We start from the raw sequence: 14,390 nt of genomic DNA, 5'->3' as shown, positions 1-14,390 counted from the left end.
CTACTTCGACCAGCTAACTTTGAAGGCGCGACCGTCGTCAGCGTGAACCGTGGTCCATCCGCGCCGGCTGGCGGACGGTGAGAGCGCCAGCATGCCAGCGAAGACACGCCCTGTGGCGGCCTTTGAGGTCGTGCGGACGCAGATGTCGAACTCCCCTTCGATGCCGTTCTTCCAAGGCACGGCTTGGGTGGACGAAACATCGGCTGGAACCGAGCTCCAGTATTTCCTGTAGGCTTGAATCAGCTGGCCATCGGGACCGGCTGAATAGCTGCCAAACGTCACGTAGAGATTGCAGCCAGGCGGCAAGGGCTTTGCCTTGTCCTTGCTGACCGAAGGCGTGTCGCTGCATGCCGCAAGCCCGAGGGCGATCAGCACGGCAACGGGCATTTTCAAGCGGCGGCTCCCATGAACGACGGCAGCCAGCCCTCGTGGGCGGCCCGCAGCTTGTCCAGGTCGATGGAGAAAAGCCCGCGCGAGGCGAAGGCGTTCCCGCCGGCCTGGCCGACGACGGAGGCGTGCAGGCCGGCGGCGGCGGCGGCGGCCAGGATGGGGGCCGGGTCGGCGACGGCGACCAGGTAGCGGGCCTGGTCCTCGCCGAACAGGAAGGGGTGGGCGTGGGTGTTGCTGGTCGCCTCCAGGGTCACCCCGACGCCGCTGGCCAGGGCCATCTCGGCCGCGCCGATGGCCAGGCCGCCGTCGGAGAGGTCGTGCACCGTGCGAAGGGCGCCCGAGACGATCTGGGCCCGCACGAAGTCGCCCGTGCGGCGCTCGAGGTCCAGGTCGACCGGCGGCGGCGCGCCATCCTCGCGGCCAAGCAGCTCGCGCAGGTAGAGGCTGGCGCCCAGTTCGCCGTGGTTGACGCCGACGACGACCAGGGCGTCGCCAGGCTTCATCGACGAGAAGTCCGCGCGCTGGGCGTAGTCGGCCAGCAGGCCGACGGCGCCGACGGTCGGGGTCGGCGGGATGCCCTTGCCGTTGGTCTCGTTGTAGAGGCTGACGTTGCCGCTCACGACCGGGAAGTCGAGGGCGCGGCAGGCCTCGGCCATGCCCTCGATGGCCTTGACGATCTGGCCCATGATCTCGGGGCGTTCAGGGTTGCCGAAGTTGAGGTTGTCGGTGATGGCGATGGGATCGGCGCCGACGGCGGTCAGGTTGCGCCAGGCCTCGGCCACGGCCTGCTTGCCGCCCTCATAGGGGTCGTTCAGCACATAGCGCGGGGTGCAGTCGCTGGTCACCGCCAGGGCCTTGCGCGTGCCGTGGACGCGGACGATGCCGGCGTCGGCGCCGGTGGCGCTGTCCTCCACGGTGTCGGCCATGACGTGGCGGTCGTACTGCTCCCACAGCCAGCGCTTGGAGGCGACGTCGGGGCAGCTCATCAGGGTCAGGACGGCCGCTTCCCAGTCGGCGGGGGCGGGGACGGCCTTGGGATCGACGTGGGGATGCTTGACCGGCTCGGTCCAGGGGCGGTCGTAGAGCGGGGCGTCGTCCGACAGCGGGCTGAGCGGCAGGTCGCAGACGATCTCGCCCTTGTGCTTGAGGACGATGTGGCCAGTGTCGGTGGTGAAGCCGATGATGGCGGCGTCCAGGCCCCATTTTTCGAAGATGGCGTGGCCGTCGCGCTCGCGGCCGGGCTTGAGGATGGCCAGCATCCGCTCCTGGCTCTCCGACAGCATCATCTCGTAGGCGGTCATGCCCTCTTCGCGCTGGGGCACCATGTCGAGGTCGAGCTCGATGCCGACGCTGCCCTTGCCGGCCATCTCGACCGAGGAGGAGGTCAGGCCGGCGGCGCCCATGTCCTGGATGGCGGCGACGGCGCCGGTGGCCATCAGTTCCAGGGTGGCCTCGATCAGCAGCTTTTCGGCGAAGGGGTCGCCGACCTGGACGGTGGGGCGCTTCTCGTCGCTGTCCTCGTCGAACTCGGCGCTGGCCATGGTGGCGCCGTGGATGCCGTCGCGGCCGGTCTTGGAGCCGAAATAGACCACCGGCAGGCCGGCGGCGGGGGCGGCCGAGTAGAAGATCTTGTCGGCGTCGGCCAGGCCCACGCACATGGCGTTGACCAGGATGTTGCCGTCGTAGCCGCGGTGGAAGTTGGTCTCGCCCGCCACCGTCGGCACGCCCACGCAGTTGCCATAGCCGGCGATGCCGGCGACGACGCCCTCGACCAGGCGTTTGGTCTTGGGGTGGCTGGGATCGCCGAAGCGCAGGGCGTTGAGCAGGGCCACGGGCCGGGCGCCCATGGTGAAGACGTCGCGCATGATGCCGCCGACGCCGGTCGCCGCGCCCTGGTAGGGCTCGATGTAGCTGGGGTGGTTGTGGCTCTCCATCTTGAAGATGCAGGCCTGGCCGTCGCCGATGTCGACGACGCCGGCGTTCTCGCCGGGGCCGCAGATGACGCGCGGGCCCGTGGTGGGGAATTTACCCAGGTGCTTGCGGCTGGACTTGTAGCTGCAGTGCTCCGACCACATCACCGAGAAGACGCCCAGTTCGACGAGATTGGGCTCGCGATTCAGCCGTTTGAGGATGACCGCGTACTCCTCGGGCTTGAGCCCGAACTCGGCGGCGGTTTCGACCATGGGCTTGGCGGGAGAAGAGGCGCTCATGGAATGGGGCTTCTAGAGTGCTGCGCCGCCGCTGTGAACCGCCTGTCTGGCTATTGCGTCGCGGCGGTGGGGGCCGTGCGCATCCGCATCACCGACCAGACCACCCCGATGGCGAACGGCAGGACCATCAGCCCAAACAGGATCGCCGCCGAAGTCATGCCCGACAGGGTGGCGTATTCGCCCAGCTGCACGGACATGTGCTTGCCCTGCAGGGTGTCCTGCAGCCAGGGCCAGCCGAGCACGATGAGGAACAGGGTGCTGGTTACCGCCGTCAGCAGGGTCGCCTCCCGCGAGCCGCGCAGGGCGCTGAAGGCGCCGACCAGGGCGGTGACGAAGACGGCCGTGGCCATGGCCGAGACGGTCAGGCCCTTGTCGCCATGCAACAGGCCGAAGCCGTAGCCGACGTACTCAGGGTCGACGAGGCTGCGGAAGGGCGCGGCGCTGTTGAGGCAGGCCGCGAACAGGTGGGCGAAGCCGACCACGGCCCCGATGAAGCCGGTCCGTCCCCGGAACAGCGCGATCAGCCAGGCGACCAGGGCCACCGCCGAGACGCCGCCCGCCACGTAAAGCCAGTTGACCTGACTGAAATCCATGGTCTTCCCCCGTGTCCTCGGCGAAGGTGCGGCCAAGCCGGCGACCGGCCAAGTTAATTCGTGCTCAGGTGGGTAATGGCCAAGTTCCAGATCAACACGGTGGAGGAGTACCTGGCTATCGTGCCGGCCCGGCAACGGGAGATTCTCGAGACTGTGCGGGCGGCGATCAAAGCGGCCCTGCCCGAGGCCGAGGAGGTGATCTCCTACGACATCCCGACCTTCAAGATCGGCGGCCGGGCGGTGATCTACTATGCCGGCTGGAAGCGGCACTTCTCGATCTACCCGGTCGGCGACGCGGTGAAGAAGACACTGGCCGCCGAACTGGCCGAGCTGGAGATCAGCAAGGGGACGATCAAGTTCCCGCTCGACGAGCCCGTGCCGGTCGAGCTGATCGGGCGGATCGCCAAACTGCGGGCGGCCGAGGAAGCCGCCTATAAGCCGAAGAGGAAGCGGCCTTAGGGCCTACCGAAGCGGTCAACGATTATACCGCGTTCCGAGCATGTGAAGTGGCTGGTTTGCCGGATGTCACTGATTTTGTGTGACATTCCGGGTGATGTGGACGCTGTGAATGTTGGCGCCGGCGTTGACAGAGCGTAGGCGCCGGAGCTGGGATTGTTGACGGCCCGGTGAGGCGCCCGGCCTACGTGGCCGTCGCAAGGCGGTCAGATCGGCCTGCCGAGCCATTTTTTCAGATGAATATGTCTAGACATATTCATCGCGTGCCCAGCGGGCGAGCGTTTTCAAAGGCTTAGGCGCTGGCCAGCGCACTCTGGAACAGCAACGCGCCGTCGGCCGAGCCCAGTTCGGCCTCGAAGGCGCGGTCGGGGTGGGGCATCAGGCCGATGACGTTGCCGGCCGGGTTGATGATGCCGGCGATGGCGCGGGCCGAGCCGTTGGGGTTTTCCTTGTAGCGGAACACCACCTGGCCCTCGCCCTCCAGCCGGTCGAGGGTGGCCTCGTCGGCGAAGTAGTTGCCCTCGCCGTTACCGACCGTCATCACCGCCTCGCGGCGGCCCTGGTAGGCGGCGGTGAAGCGGGTCTGGCCGTTGACGATGTCGAGGGCGACCGGCTTGCAGACGTATTTCAGGCCGGCGTTGCGCAGGAGCGCGCCGGGCAGCAGGCCGGCCTCGCACAGCACCTGGAAGCCGTTGCAGATGCCGACGGTGGCGACGCCGCGTTCCACGGCCGCCTTCACCTCGGTCATGATCGGCGACAGCGAGGCCATGGCCCCGCAGCGCAGGTAGTCGCCGTAGGAGAAGCCGCCCGGCAGGACGATCAGGTCGAGACCGTCCGGAAGGGCGGTGTCGCCGTGCCAAACCATGTCGACGGAGGCCCCGGTGGAGCGCTCGACGGCGACCTTGCAGTCCCGGTCGCAGTTGGAGCCCGGGAAGACGATGACGGCGGCTTTCATGGGCGGGCCTCTAGCAGAGTCTTATCGGCGTCGCGAGTGCGCCCACAATTTCCGCTCATCCCGGCATTCGCCGGGATGAGCGGATAGAATGAAGGCTAGCCGATCTCGACCCGGTAGCTTTCGATCACTGTGTTGGCCAGCAGTTTGTCGCACATGGCCTTGACCTCGGCTTCAGCCTTGGCCTTGTCGCCGCCGACCTCGAATTCGAGCACCCGGCCGACGCGGACGTGGTTCACGTCCGCCCAGCCCAGGCCGTGCAGAGCGTTCTCGATCGCCTTGCCCTGCACGTCGAGCACGCCGGGCTTGAGGAAAACGTGGACGGTGGCCTTCACTAGTGCAGTCCCCCCTGGATGACGGTCGGCATGTCTTTCATGATCCCCAGGCGGCGGGCCACCTCGGTGTAGCTCTCGATGACGTCGCCCAGATCGCGACGGAAACGGTCCTTGTCGAGCTTCTCATTGGTCGTCGAATCCCACAGCCGGCAGCTGTCGGGGCTGATCTCGTCGGCCAGGATGATGCGGCTGAAGTCGCCTTCCCACATCCGGCCGAACTCGATCTTGAAGTCCACCAGGGTGATGCCGACCGCGCCGAACATCCCGGTGAGGAAGTCGTTGATGCGCAGGGTCGAGGCCATGATGTCGTCGATGTCCTGGGTGGTGGCCCAGTTGAACGCCGTGATGTGCTCCTCGGCGACCAGCGGATCGCCCAGCTCGTCGTTCTTGTAGCAGAACTCGATGATCGAGCGGGGCAGGGGGGTGCCCTCTTCCAGGCCCAGCCGCTTGCTGAGGCTGCCGGCCGCGATGTTGCGGCAGATCACCTCCAGCGGGATGATCTCGACTTCCTTGATCAGCTGTTCGCGGTGGTTCAGCCGGCGGATGAAGTGGTTGTGGACGCCGATGGCGGCCAGCTTGGTCATCACGAACTCGCTGATGCGGTTGTTGATGACCCCCTTGCCCTCCAGCACCGCCTTCTTCTGGGCGTTGAAGGCGGTGGCGTCGTCCTTGAAGTACTGGATCAGGGTGCCCGGCTCGGGGCCCTCGTACAGGATCTTGGCCTTGCCTTCGTAGATCTTCTTGCGGCGGGTGGTCATGTGTCTCCCCCCAATGGGGCAATTCTGGAAGCGGCTCGGCGGAACGAAAATCGCGCGCGGGCAGGAGGCCAGCGCGCGGGGTCCGACTCGCGTCCGCGAGGATGATTGTTCAGGGCCGTGAATACTCTCAAAGCGCCGGCAATGAAAGGCCGGGCCGCTCGTTGTCCCAGATCATCGAGATGATCCGCCAGGCGCCGTCCTCGCCCTTGAACAGCTGGATGGAATTGATCCCCCGGCGTTCGGGCACCAGATCGGTCGGCTCGCGCTTGGCTTCGTACTGGCTCCAGACATGGGCCATGTTGCCGAACACCTCGACGCGCCGGCCCAGTTCGATCTCGAAGAACGGCCCGGCGTCGAAGAAGGGCTGGGTGTCGCGCCGGTACTGTTCCAGGCCCATGATCATGATCCAGGGCGCGCCGTCCTCGCCGACGCCGGTGCGCATCTGGCGGGCTTCGGGATGGAAGTAATCGGCCTGCCGGGCCCAGTCCCGCGGGCCCGCGGGACCCGAGATCATGGCGTACATGCCGTCGATCACGTCTCCGATAGCGATATCGTCGTTGACCATGGTTGCTCCGGTTGTGATTGCGGGCGGCCCCGGCGCGCGCTATGGACCGCGCCGCACCAAAGCATCGGGATTTCTATGACCACCTTCGACGACCGCGAAAAGGGCTTCGAGCGCAAGTTCGCCTTGGACGCCGAACAGGAATTCAAGGCCACCGCCCGGCGCAACCGGATGCTGGGTGAATGGGCTGCCGGCCTGATGGGCCTGGAGTCGGTCGAGGAATACGTCCGCGCCGTCGTCAAATCCGACTTCGAGATGCCGGGCGACGAGGACGTGCTGCGCAAGGTGTGGGGCGACCTGAAGGGCTCGGGCCTCGATACCACCGAGGGCGAGGTCCGCATGAAGATGGACGAGCTGCTGGCCCAGGCCCGCGAGCAGATCAAGACCGTCGGCTAAACACCGTCAGTCGGCGAGATTGAGCGGCCGCCTGAGCGCAAGCCAGGCGGCCGCTTTGCGTTCGAAGGTCAGGGAGGCTTGAAATTGTACCCGTACTTAGCTAACTTTCTTAGCTAAGGAGCTCGCGATGACCGTCGTCACGATCCATCAGGCCAAGACCAATCTCTCCAAGCTGATCGCCGAAGTCGAGGCGGGCGGCGAGGTGGTCATCGCGCGTGGCAAGACGCCGGTGGCCAAGCTTATGGTGGCTGACCCGCCGCGCCCCAAGCGCGTGTTTGGCTCAATGAAGGGCCAGATCAGCATTGACGAGCGCTTCTTCGAACCGCTGCCGGATGACGAACTCGCGCTCTGGAACGGCGAAGGCGATTGAGACTGCTGCTCGATACCCACGCGCTGCTCTGGTTTCTCGTCGGATCGGACAAGCTGTCCAGGGCGGCGCGTCAGCAGATGGAAGACCCGGCGAACGAAATCTTCGTCAGTGCGGTCTCGGCGCTCGAAGTCACCACCAAACACCGCATCGGCAAGCTGCAGGACGTTGAGGCGCTTGCGTCCGCTTTTGAGGCGCGCGTCGTGGAGAAGGGCTTCCTCCTCGCGCCGATCACGGTTGGACATGCGGCTTTGGCCGGGTCGCTGTCGTTCGAGCACAAGGACCCGTTTGATCGGCTGCTCATTGCCCAGTCGCTGATGGAAGAGATGTGGCTCGTCTCGAACGAGCAGATTTTCGACCAGACTGGAGTCAACCGCCTGTGGTGAATCCCAGCGGCCGTCTGAGCGCAAGCCAGGCCGCCGCTTTGCGTTCGAAGGTCATGGCGGCGTAGGCCGGGCTGGATGAAGGCAGGGCGATCCGTTCGATATCGGGGCGGACGCCGGCCAGGGCCTTCATCCCCAGCTTCGCCGCCGTGCCGCCGTTGAAGGCGATGGCCTGGAGGCGGGGCAGCGATTCGATCAGACCGGCCAGATCATTGGCCCGCTCCTCGCGAATGGCGCCGTCGAGGCTGCCGGGGCGGTGGGCTTCGGCGATGACGTCCCAGAGGGCGATGCGGGCGGTCTTCAGCGCTGCCAGGCGGGCCTCATAGTCCAGGGCGGCCAGGTCGGTGTCGATGACCCGGCCGACCAGGCGCCAGAAGGCGTTCTGCGGATGGCCGTAGTAGCGGCTCTGGGCCAGGGAGGCGTCGCCGGGCAGGCTGCCGAGAATCAGCAGGCGCGCGCCCGGCGCGAAGACAGGGGCAAAGCTCGCCTTCCGGCTCAGCCCTGCACCCCGAACACGCGGGTGAAGATCGTGTCGACGTGCTTGAAGTGGTAGCCGTTGTCGAACAGGGCCTCGAGCTCGGCGCCGGTCATGTTGGCCGAGACGAAGGGGTCAGCCTTCAGGAAGTCGATGAACTTCCCTTCGCCGCGCCAGACCTTCATGGCGTTCGACTGCACCGCCGCATAGGCCTCCTCGCGGGAGACGTCCTTCTGGGTCAGGGCCAGCATGACCCGCTGGCTGTGGACCAGGCCGCCGAGGCGGTCGAGGTTCTTCAGCATGTTCTCCGGGTAGATCACCAGCCGCTCGACGACGCTGGCCAGGCGGCGCAGGGCGAAGTCGAGGTGGATGGAGGCGTCCGGGGCGATGCCGCGCTCGACCGAGGAATGGCTGATGTCGCGCTCGTGCCAGAGGGCGACATTCTCCAGCGCCGGCACCACGGCCGAACGGACCAGCCGGGCCAGGCCCGTGAGGTTCTCGGTCAGGATCGGGTTGCGCTTGTGGGGCATGGCCGAGCTGCCCTTCTGGCCGGGATCAAAGGGCTCTTCGGCCTCCAGCACCTCGGTGCGCTGCAGGTGGCGGATCTCGACGGCCAGGCGTTCGATGCTGCTGGCGACCACGGCCAGGGCGGCGAACCAGGCGGCGTGGCGGTCGCGGGGGATGACCTGGGTCGAGACCGGCTCGACGATCAGGCCCATCTTTTCGGCCACGTGTTCCTCGACGCGCGGATCGACGTTGGCGAAGGTGCCGACCGCGCCGGAGATGGCGCAGGTGGCGATCTCGAAGCGGGCCATGGCCAGCCGCTCTTTCGCGCGCACGAACTCGGCGTAGTGGCCGGCGAGCTTGAGGCCGAAGGTCGTCGGCTCGGCGTGGATGCCGTGGCTGCGGCCGGTGCAGGGGGTGAGCTTGTGCTCCAGCGCCCGTCGCTTGAGGGCGGCCAGCACCAGGTCGACGTCTTCCAGCAAGAGGTCGGTGGCCTGCGCCATCTGCACCGACAGGCAGGTGTCCAGCACGTCGCTGCTGGTCATCCCCTGGTGCAGGAAGCGGGCTTCGGGGCCCACCACCTCGGCCACATGGGTCAGGAAGGCGATGACGTCGTGCTTGGTGGTGCGTTCGATCTCGTCGATGCGGTCGGCGTCCCAGATCTTGTCGCGGCCGCCGTCCCAGATCGCCTTGGCGGCTTCCTTGGGGATCACCCCAAGCTGCGCCATGGCGTCGGCGGCGTGCGCCTCGATCTCGAACCAGATGCGATAGCGGGTCTGCGGCGACCAGATGGCCGCCGCCTCGGGACGGGAATAGCGAGGGATCATGGGCGCCTGATGGCTCCCATGATCGCCCGTGTCAACCGACCCAGTCGCGCCGCAGGGTTTTCCAGGCCAGCAGGAAGTGGACCGCCGCCCAGAGGTAGCCGAACAGGCCGATGAAGATCGACCAGCGCAGACCGAACTCCGACCCGACGGCGCAGGCGCCCTTGTTCGCTGCCAGCATGGTCTTGCCGCAGTCGGCCAGGGTCAGGCCGGCCGCCTGCAGATTGGTCCCGGCCAGGAAGTCGCTGAGCGCACCGATCGCCGGCGGGCCGAGGCCGTAGCCCAGCAGGTTGACGATGAACAGCAGGACGGCGGTGGAGGTGGCCCGCATGCGCGGGGCGACGATGCCCTGCACCGAGGCGTACATGCAGCCCAGGTAGAAGTAGTGGGTGATCGCGCCAATGACGAGGAAGGGCACGCCGATCCACAGGTTCGGCACGCTGTAGCCGACCAGGTAGAAGGGGGTGGCGATCAGGAAGCCCAGGGCCGGCAGCCAGGCCAGGGCGTTGGGATGGCGCTTGATCATCCGATCGGCCAGCCAGCCGGCGAAGAAGGTGCCGAACGCAGCGGCGATGCCGAGCACCACGCCCGACAGCTGCGAGGCTTCCAGGCGGCTGAGTTCGTGGGTCCGGATCAGGTATGAGTTGAGGTACTGGCCGACGCCGTAGCCGACGAAGGAGGCGACGGCCGAGCCCAGGGCCACGTGCCAGAAGGTCGGCTTGGTGGCCAGGATCTTGAAGGCCGCGACGAACCCGGGGGTCTCGACCTTGGCGGCGCCGACACCGCCGCGTTCCGGCTCCTTGATGGTCAGCTTGATGACGATGGCCAGCAGCAGGCCGGGCAGGCCCAGCACCAGGAAGGCTTCGCGCCAGCCGAAGTATTCCAGCATCAGCCCGCCGCCGATGGCCGCCAGCATCGAGCCGACCGGCACGCCCAGGGCGTAGATGGAGATGGCGGTGGCCCGGCGATCGGCCGGGAAGTAGTCGCTGATCACTGATTGGGCCGGCGGGGTGCAGCCAGCCTCGCCGACGCTGACGCCGATGCGGGCGGCGAACAGGGTGGCATAGGAGGTGGCCACGCCGCAGAGGGCCGTCATGCCGCTCCAGACGGCCAGGCAGAGGGCCAGGATGGTCATCCGATTGTGCTTCTCGGCCAGCCGCGCGATCGGGATGCCGAGAAAGGTGTAGAGGACGGCGAAGGCCGGCCCGCCGAGCAGGCCCAGCTGAAGGTCGCTGAGGCCGAACTCGGTCTTGATGTCCTCCTGCAGGATGGCCACCACCACCCGGTCGATGAAGTTGAAGGTGTAGACGGTCAGCAGCGCCATCAACACATAGGCGCGGTAAGGGGGCGTGCCCTGACCCTGGTACATCTCGGTCGGAGCGGCGGGCGCTGGGCCCTCTACGGCTTCAGTCATCAAGTCTTCCTTCCCCCAGGTCTGGGATTTTCAAGGAGGCGAGCGGTCGGGGAAGCGGCCGTGCGTCTCAGCTGACGAATTCTTCCCGGATCGTCTTGCGGGCGATCCAGAACAGGGTGGCGGCCACCAGGCCGAACAGGGTCGAGATGATCAACGCCCAGCGGATGCCCTGGGCCGGGCCCAGGCCGAAGCCCTCGCCGACGATGTCGCTGATCGCCCCGACCGCCAGCGGGCCGAGGCCCAGGCCGACCAGGTTGATGACGAACAGGATGACGGCGGCGGCGGTGGCCCGATGGTGCGGCGGCACCAGGCTCTGGGCGGAGGCGTAGACCGGCCCGTACCACAGGGTCCCCAGCAGGGTCGGCACGGCCAGGATGATGACGGCGGTGACAGCGCTGTCGACCGAAACGCCCAGAATGTAGATGGGAATCGAGATCACCGAGGCGACGGCGGGGATCATCACATAGGCCCGGATGTCCTTGGCGCCGAAGCGGTCGGCCAGCCAGCCGCCGAACCAGGCCCCGAAGATGCCGGTGATGCCGCCCATCAGGCCCAGCGACAGCCCCACCAGGGTGCGCTCGCCCATGCCGTATTCAGCGGCCAGGCGGGTGATCTGCTCGCCGTGCTCGCGCAGGAAGAAGGAGACGGTGAAGGGGGCGTGGCCGTAGCCGACGAAGGCCTTGATGGAGGCGGCGAAGGCGATCAGCCAGAAGGTCTTCTTGGTCTTCAGGACCTTCAGGGCGTCCATGAACGATGGGCCGACGGTCGCCGCCCGGGCCTTGATCTCGGCGGCCAGCTTCTTGCGCGGCTCGACCAGGGTGAAGAAGGTGACGATGGCGACGATCAGGCCCGGGGCGCCGGCCAGCAGGAAGGCCTGGCGCCAGCCGAAGTGGTCGGCGATGAAGCCGCCCAGGATCAGGCCGATGACCGTGCCCAGCGGCGTGCCGATCGAGTAGAAGGCGATGGAGCTGGCCCGCAGGTGCTTGGGCACATAGTCGGTGATCAGGGAATGGGCCGGCGGCGAACAGCCGGCCTCGCCCAGACCGACGCCGACGCGGGCCAACAAGAGCTGCCAGAAGTTGCCGGCCAGGCCGCAGAGGGCGGTGAAGCCGCTCCAGGCGGCGACCGATCCGGCGATGATGTAGGCCCGGTTCTTGCGCTCGGCGAGGCGGGCGATCGGAATGCCCATGGTGGTGTAGAGAAAGGCGAAGGCCAGGCCGCCCAGCAGGCCCAACTGCCAGTCGCGCAGTTTGAACTCGAGCTTGATGTCCTCCATCAGGATGTTGAGCACCTGACGGTCGAGGAAATTGAGGGTGTAGATGACCAGCAGCAGGATCAGGGCGTAGCGGCGATAGCCGGCCGAGACGGGCGGAATCACCACCGAGGCGGCTTCGGCCGCGGCCTGGGCCACGGGACGCTCCAGCGACGTGGCGTCGCCTGCCGCGGGGACGTCGGTCATCCTGGGTTTCCTCAAACGCTTGTTCTAAACTGTTGAGCGCACTAGAGCCCGGATAGGGGACGGCGCCAATACCCGTCTTTCCAAACGTGAGAGGACAACGATGGAACTGGTGATCGGAACCAAGCAGTGGTCGACCTGGTCGATGCGGCCGTGGCTGGCGCTGAAGCATACCGGCGCGCCGTTCACCGAGACCCTGATCCAGCTGCGCGAGGTCGAGACCTCCACCGCCGAGATTCGCCGGCATTCGCCGTCCGGCCTGGTGCCGGCCCTCAAGGACGCCGGTGTGGTCATCGTCGATTCCCTGGCCATCTGCGAATACCTGGCCGAGCGATTCCCCTCCCTGTGGCCCGCCGATCCGATCGACCGCGCCCTGGCCCGCAGCGCCGCGGCCGAGATGCACAGCGGCTTTGGGGCCCTGCGCCGCGAATGCCCGATGGACCTTGGCCTGCGCACCGTTCAACCGATGTCGGCTGACGTCGAGAAGGACGTGCGCCGCATCGTCCAGCTGTGGCTGGGCCTGCTGGACCGTTCGGGCGGGCCGTTCCTGCTCGGCGGCTGGTCCATCGCCGACGCCTTCTTCACCCCGGTCGCCAGCCGTTTCGAAAGCTATGGCGTCGACCTGAAAATCTGCGGCGACGACGGCCGGGCCCAGGCCTATTCCGAAGCGCTGCTGCAGACGCCCGAATACCTGGCCTGGCTGGCCGGCGCCTGATCACAAGAACAAAACGGGAGAGACGAGAATGACCACCGGTCTGGAACTGCGCTCGAAGATCACCTCGGGCGGCAAGCTCGAACTGTCGCTGGAAGAGGTTCAGGTCCCCGCGCCGGCGGCCGGTCAGGTCGTCATTCGGGTCGAAGGCTCGCCCCTCAACCCTTCCGACCTCGGCCTGCTGACCGGCCCGGCCGATCTGGCCACCCTGGTGGCCGGTGGAACGGCCGAGCGGCCGACCCTGACCGCCAACATTCCGCCTGAGCGCATGCCGATGGTCACCGCCCGCCTCGACGAGTCGATGGCCGTCGGCAACGAGGGGGCCGGCACGGTCATCGCGGCCGGCGAGGGGGCGGAAGCCCTGCTCGGCAAGAAGGTCGCCGCGCTCGGCGGTTCGATGTACGCCACGCACAAGATCGCGCCGGCCGCCGCCTGCCTGCCGCTGCCCGACGACGCCACGGCGGCCGACGGCGCCTCCTGCTTCGTGAATCCCCTGACCGCTCTGTCCTTCCCCGAGACCATGCGGGCCGAAGGCCACAAGGCCATCGTGCACACCGCCGCCGCCTCCAACCTCGGCCAGATGCTGGTCCGCATCTGCCAGGCCGACGGCGTCCCACTGGTCAACATCGTGCGGAACGCCGAGCAGGTGAAGCTGCTCAAGGACATGGGCGCCCAGTACGTGCTCGACAGCACGACGCCGAGCTTCAAGGCCGACCTGGTCGACGCCCTGGCCGAGACCGGCGCCACGATCGGCTTCGACGCCATCGGCGGCGGCCCGCTGGCCGGCGACATCCTGGCGGCGATGGAAGTGGCGCTGAACCGCACCGCCGGCGCCTACAGCCGCTATGGCAGCAGCACCCACAAGCAGGTCTACGTCTATGGCGCCCTGGACCTGCGCCCGACCGAGGTGCCCCGCAGCGTCGGCCTCGCCTGGGGCCTGGGCGGCTATCTGCTGACCTACTTCCTGCAGAAGGCCGGTCCCGAGGTCATGGGCCGCCTGCGCGCCCGCGTCGCCGCCGAGCTGAAGACCACCTTCGCCAGCCACTACACGGCGGAGATCTCCCTGGCCGAGGCGCTGAACCCCGACACCCTGAAGGCCTACAGCCGCCGGGCGACGGGCGAGAAGTACCTGATCAATCCGGCCAAGTAGGCCCCGTTCGAGGCCAACTCTTCAGAGGCTGGCCTCGCGGAAGGCCTGGATCGCCTCGATGCGGGCCAGGGCTTCCGGGGCCTTCTCATAGCGCTTGCGCAAGCGGGGCAGGGCCCTGGCCGAGCCGTCGCAATGGCGCCGGATCGCCGCCTCGATCTGGCGGCGGCGGTCGGCGTCGTAGGCCTCCTCGCCAGCGAAGTGGACGCAGGTCTCGACGTCGTCCTGGAACCCCTGGATGTCGACCGGCCAGACCTTGGGCTTGCCGGTCTTCGGGTCGATGACCGGGCAGACCTGCAGGTTGACGTCGCACGTCGGCAGGGGGGCGTCGGCGGCGGCGTCCTGGCCGGACAGCAGGGCGGCGGCGATCAGGGCGAGGATCATTCGCGGTCTCCAGGCGGTCGTTCCCGATCATGCACACGGCCCGGCCGGCTTGGCGAGACGGGTAAAACAGGC

18 protein-coding genes are annotated in these 14,390 nt (G+C 67.5%); 6 read left to right on the top strand and 12 right to left on the bottom strand.

What is annotated here, in order from left to right; genetic code table 11:
* The 3 genes from AC1RSK_RS16405 to AC1RSK_RS16395 are packed head-to-tail and all read right to left on the bottom strand — an operon-like array spanning nucleotide 1 to nucleotide 3,193.
* On the bottom strand, nucleotides 1–393 hold the full coding sequence (locus AC1RSK_RS16405) for a hypothetical protein (RefSeq protein WP_492908656.1): 393 nt from the start codon (nucleotides 391–393) through the stop codon (nucleotides 1–3).
* Nucleotides 390–2,600: a phosphoribosylformylglycinamidine synthase subunit PurL gene (gene purL, locus AC1RSK_RS16400; protein ID WP_492908655.1), complete on the bottom strand. Its 2,211-nt coding sequence runs from the start codon at nucleotides 2,598–2,600 to the stop codon at nucleotides 390–392. The genes AC1RSK_RS16405 and purL overlap by 4 nt, the downstream gene beginning before the upstream one ends.
* A gap of 50 nt (nucleotides 2,601–2,650) precedes the next feature.
* Nucleotides 2,651–3,193: a hypothetical protein gene (locus AC1RSK_RS16395; RefSeq protein ID WP_492908654.1), complete on the bottom strand. Its 543-nt coding sequence runs from the start codon at nucleotides 3,191–3,193 to the stop codon at nucleotides 2,651–2,653.
* A 75-nt stretch (nucleotides 3,194–3,268) separates the two neighbouring features.
* On the opposite strand from AC1RSK_RS16395, the gene AC1RSK_RS16390 reads away from it, so the two are divergent.
* Nucleotides 3,269–3,652, top strand: a complete 384-nt coding sequence (locus AC1RSK_RS16390) for an iron chaperone (protein ID WP_492908653.1) — start codon at nucleotides 3,269–3,271, stop codon at nucleotides 3,650–3,652.
* Between the two features lie 289 nt (nucleotides 3,653–3,941).
* On the opposite strand, the gene purQ is transcribed toward AC1RSK_RS16390, so the two are convergent.
* The 4 genes from purQ to AC1RSK_RS16370 form a co-directional block, all read right to left on the bottom strand.
* Nucleotides 3,942–4,604: a phosphoribosylformylglycinamidine synthase subunit PurQ gene (purQ, locus tag AC1RSK_RS16385; RefSeq protein WP_492908652.1), complete on the bottom strand. Its 663-nt coding sequence runs from the start codon at nucleotides 4,602–4,604 to the stop codon at nucleotides 3,942–3,944.
* A gap of 95 nt (nucleotides 4,605–4,699) precedes the next feature.
* Nucleotides 4,700–4,936, bottom strand: coding sequence for a phosphoribosylformylglycinamidine synthase subunit PurS (purS, locus tag AC1RSK_RS16380; protein WP_492908651.1), 237 nt, complete (start codon nucleotides 4,934–4,936; stop codon nucleotides 4,700–4,702).
* Nucleotides 4,936–5,694 (bottom strand): phosphoribosylaminoimidazolesuccinocarboxamide synthase, encoded by a 759-nt coding sequence (gene purC, locus AC1RSK_RS16375; RefSeq protein WP_492908650.1) that lies wholly within the window; start codon nucleotides 5,692–5,694, stop codon nucleotides 4,936–4,938. The genes purS and purC overlap by 1 nt, the downstream gene beginning before the upstream one ends.
* A gap of 127 nt (nucleotides 5,695–5,821) precedes the next feature.
* Nucleotides 5,822–6,259, bottom strand: coding sequence for a Cif family virulence factor (locus AC1RSK_RS16370; protein WP_492908649.1), 438 nt, complete (start codon nucleotides 6,257–6,259; stop codon nucleotides 5,822–5,824).
* A 75-nt stretch (nucleotides 6,260–6,334) separates the two neighbouring features.
* Between AC1RSK_RS16370 and AC1RSK_RS16365 the strand changes: the two genes are divergently transcribed.
* From AC1RSK_RS16365 to AC1RSK_RS16355, 3 genes are all read left to right on the top strand, one after another.
* Complete coding sequence (locus AC1RSK_RS16365; protein ID WP_492908648.1) at nucleotides 6,335–6,652, top strand: DUF1476 domain-containing protein; 318 nt, start codon at nucleotides 6,335–6,337, stop codon at nucleotides 6,650–6,652.
* A 127-nt stretch (nucleotides 6,653–6,779) separates the two neighbouring features.
* Nucleotides 6,780–7,022: a type II toxin-antitoxin system Phd/YefM family antitoxin gene (locus AC1RSK_RS16360; RefSeq protein WP_492908647.1), complete on the top strand. Its 243-nt coding sequence runs from the start codon at nucleotides 6,780–6,782 to the stop codon at nucleotides 7,020–7,022.
* The gene (locus AC1RSK_RS16355) at nucleotides 7,019–7,405 is read left to right on the top strand and encodes a type II toxin-antitoxin system VapC family toxin (protein ID WP_492908646.1); all 387 of its coding nucleotides are present in this window, start codon (nucleotides 7,019–7,021) and stop codon (nucleotides 7,403–7,405) included. Before AC1RSK_RS16360 ends, AC1RSK_RS16355 begins: the two co-directional genes overlap by 4 nt.
* Here AC1RSK_RS16355 and AC1RSK_RS16350 read toward each other — a convergent pair.
* The 4 genes from AC1RSK_RS16350 to AC1RSK_RS16335 form a co-directional block, all read right to left on the bottom strand.
* A complete protein-coding gene (locus AC1RSK_RS16350; RefSeq protein WP_492908717.1) occupies nucleotides 7,389–7,901 on the bottom strand; it encodes a DNA-deoxyinosine glycosylase in 513 nt (170 codons plus the stop codon). The two genes, AC1RSK_RS16355 and AC1RSK_RS16350, sit on opposite strands and share 17 nt — an antisense overlap.
* Nucleotides 7,898–9,208 (bottom strand): adenylosuccinate lyase, encoded by a 1,311-nt coding sequence (gene purB, locus AC1RSK_RS16345; RefSeq protein WP_492908645.1) that lies wholly within the window; start codon nucleotides 9,206–9,208, stop codon nucleotides 7,898–7,900. The genes AC1RSK_RS16350 and purB overlap by 4 nt, the downstream gene beginning before the upstream one ends.
* Nucleotides 9,209–9,239: 31 nt before the next feature.
* A complete protein-coding gene (locus tag AC1RSK_RS16340; protein WP_492908644.1) occupies nucleotides 9,240–10,619 on the bottom strand; it encodes a spinster family MFS transporter in 1,380 nt (459 codons plus the stop codon).
* 67 nt (nucleotides 10,620–10,686) lie between these two features.
* A complete protein-coding gene (locus AC1RSK_RS16335) occupies nucleotides 10,687–12,078 on the bottom strand; it encodes a spinster family MFS transporter (RefSeq protein ID WP_492908643.1) in 1,392 nt (463 codons plus the stop codon).
* 100 nt (nucleotides 12,079–12,178) lie between these two features.
* On the opposite strand from AC1RSK_RS16335, the gene AC1RSK_RS16330 reads away from it, so the two are divergent.
* Complete coding sequence (locus AC1RSK_RS16330; protein ID WP_492908642.1) at nucleotides 12,179–12,790, top strand: glutathione S-transferase family protein; 612 nt, start codon at nucleotides 12,179–12,181, stop codon at nucleotides 12,788–12,790.
* Nucleotides 12,791–12,818: 28 nt separating this feature from the next.
* Nucleotides 12,819–13,937: a zinc-binding dehydrogenase gene (locus AC1RSK_RS16325; protein ID WP_492908641.1), complete on the top strand. Its 1,119-nt coding sequence runs from the start codon at nucleotides 12,819–12,821 to the stop codon at nucleotides 13,935–13,937.
* A 21-nt stretch (nucleotides 13,938–13,958) separates the two neighbouring features.
* Here the strand turns inward: AC1RSK_RS16325 and AC1RSK_RS16320 are convergent, their stop codons facing one another.
* Entirely contained in the window at nucleotides 13,959–14,318 is a 360-nt protein-coding gene (locus AC1RSK_RS16320) for a hypothetical protein (RefSeq protein WP_492908640.1), read from the bottom strand.
* Between the last annotated feature and the right edge of the window lie 72 nt (nucleotides 14,319–14,390).

It is taken from the genome of Caulobacter sp. GW821-FHT11A05 (assembly GCF_058809015.1).
The sequence above is the reverse complement of the archived record's forward strand: the minus strand, read 5'-3'. Positions and strand labels throughout refer to the sequence as shown.

Bases quoted from the DNA above. Each gene is read 5' to 3' on its own strand.
- purL (WP_492908655.1), bottom strand. From the start codon at position 2,600: ATGAGCGCCTCTTCTCCCGCCAAGCCCATGGTCGAAACCGCCGCCGAG.
- AC1RSK_RS16395 (WP_492908654.1), bottom strand. From the start codon at position 3,193: ATGGATTTCAGTCAGGTCAACTGGCTTTACGTGGCGGGCGGCGTCTCG.
- AC1RSK_RS16390 (WP_492908653.1), top strand. From the start codon at position 3,269: ATGGCCAAGTTCCAGATCAACACGGTGGAGGAGTACCTGGCTATCGTG.
- purQ (WP_492908652.1), bottom strand. From the start codon at position 4,604: ATGAAAGCCGCCGTCATCGTCTTCCCGGGCTCCAACTGCGACCGGGAC.
- purC (WP_492908650.1), bottom strand. From the start codon at position 5,694: ATGACCACCCGCCGCAAGAAGATCTACGAAGGCAAGGCCAAGATCCTG.
- AC1RSK_RS16370 (WP_492908649.1), bottom strand. From the start codon at position 6,259: ATGGTCAACGACGATATCGCTATCGGAGACGTGATCGACGGCATGTAC.
- AC1RSK_RS16365 (WP_492908648.1), top strand. From the start codon at position 6,335: ATGACCACCTTCGACGACCGCGAAAAGGGCTTCGAGCGCAAGTTCGCC.
- AC1RSK_RS16360 (WP_492908647.1), top strand. From the start codon at position 6,780: ATGACCGTCGTCACGATCCATCAGGCCAAGACCAATCTCTCCAAGCTG.
- purB (WP_492908645.1), bottom strand. From the start codon at position 9,208: ATGATCCCTCGCTATTCCCGTCCCGAGGCGGCGGCCATCTGGTCGCCG.
- AC1RSK_RS16340 (WP_492908644.1), bottom strand. From the start codon at position 10,619: ATGACTGAAGCCGTAGAGGGCCCAGCGCCCGCCGCTCCGACCGAGATG.
- AC1RSK_RS16335 (WP_492908643.1), bottom strand. From the start codon at position 12,078: ATGACCGACGTCCCCGCGGCAGGCGACGCCACGTCGCTGGAGCGTCCC.
- AC1RSK_RS16330 (WP_492908642.1), top strand. From the start codon at position 12,179: ATGGAACTGGTGATCGGAACCAAGCAGTGGTCGACCTGGTCGATGCGG.
- AC1RSK_RS16325 (WP_492908641.1), top strand. From the start codon at position 12,819: ATGACCACCGGTCTGGAACTGCGCTCGAAGATCACCTCGGGCGGCAAG.
- AC1RSK_RS16320 (WP_492908640.1), bottom strand. From the start codon at position 14,318: ATGATCCTCGCCCTGATCGCCGCCGCCCTGCTGTCCGGCCAGGACGCC.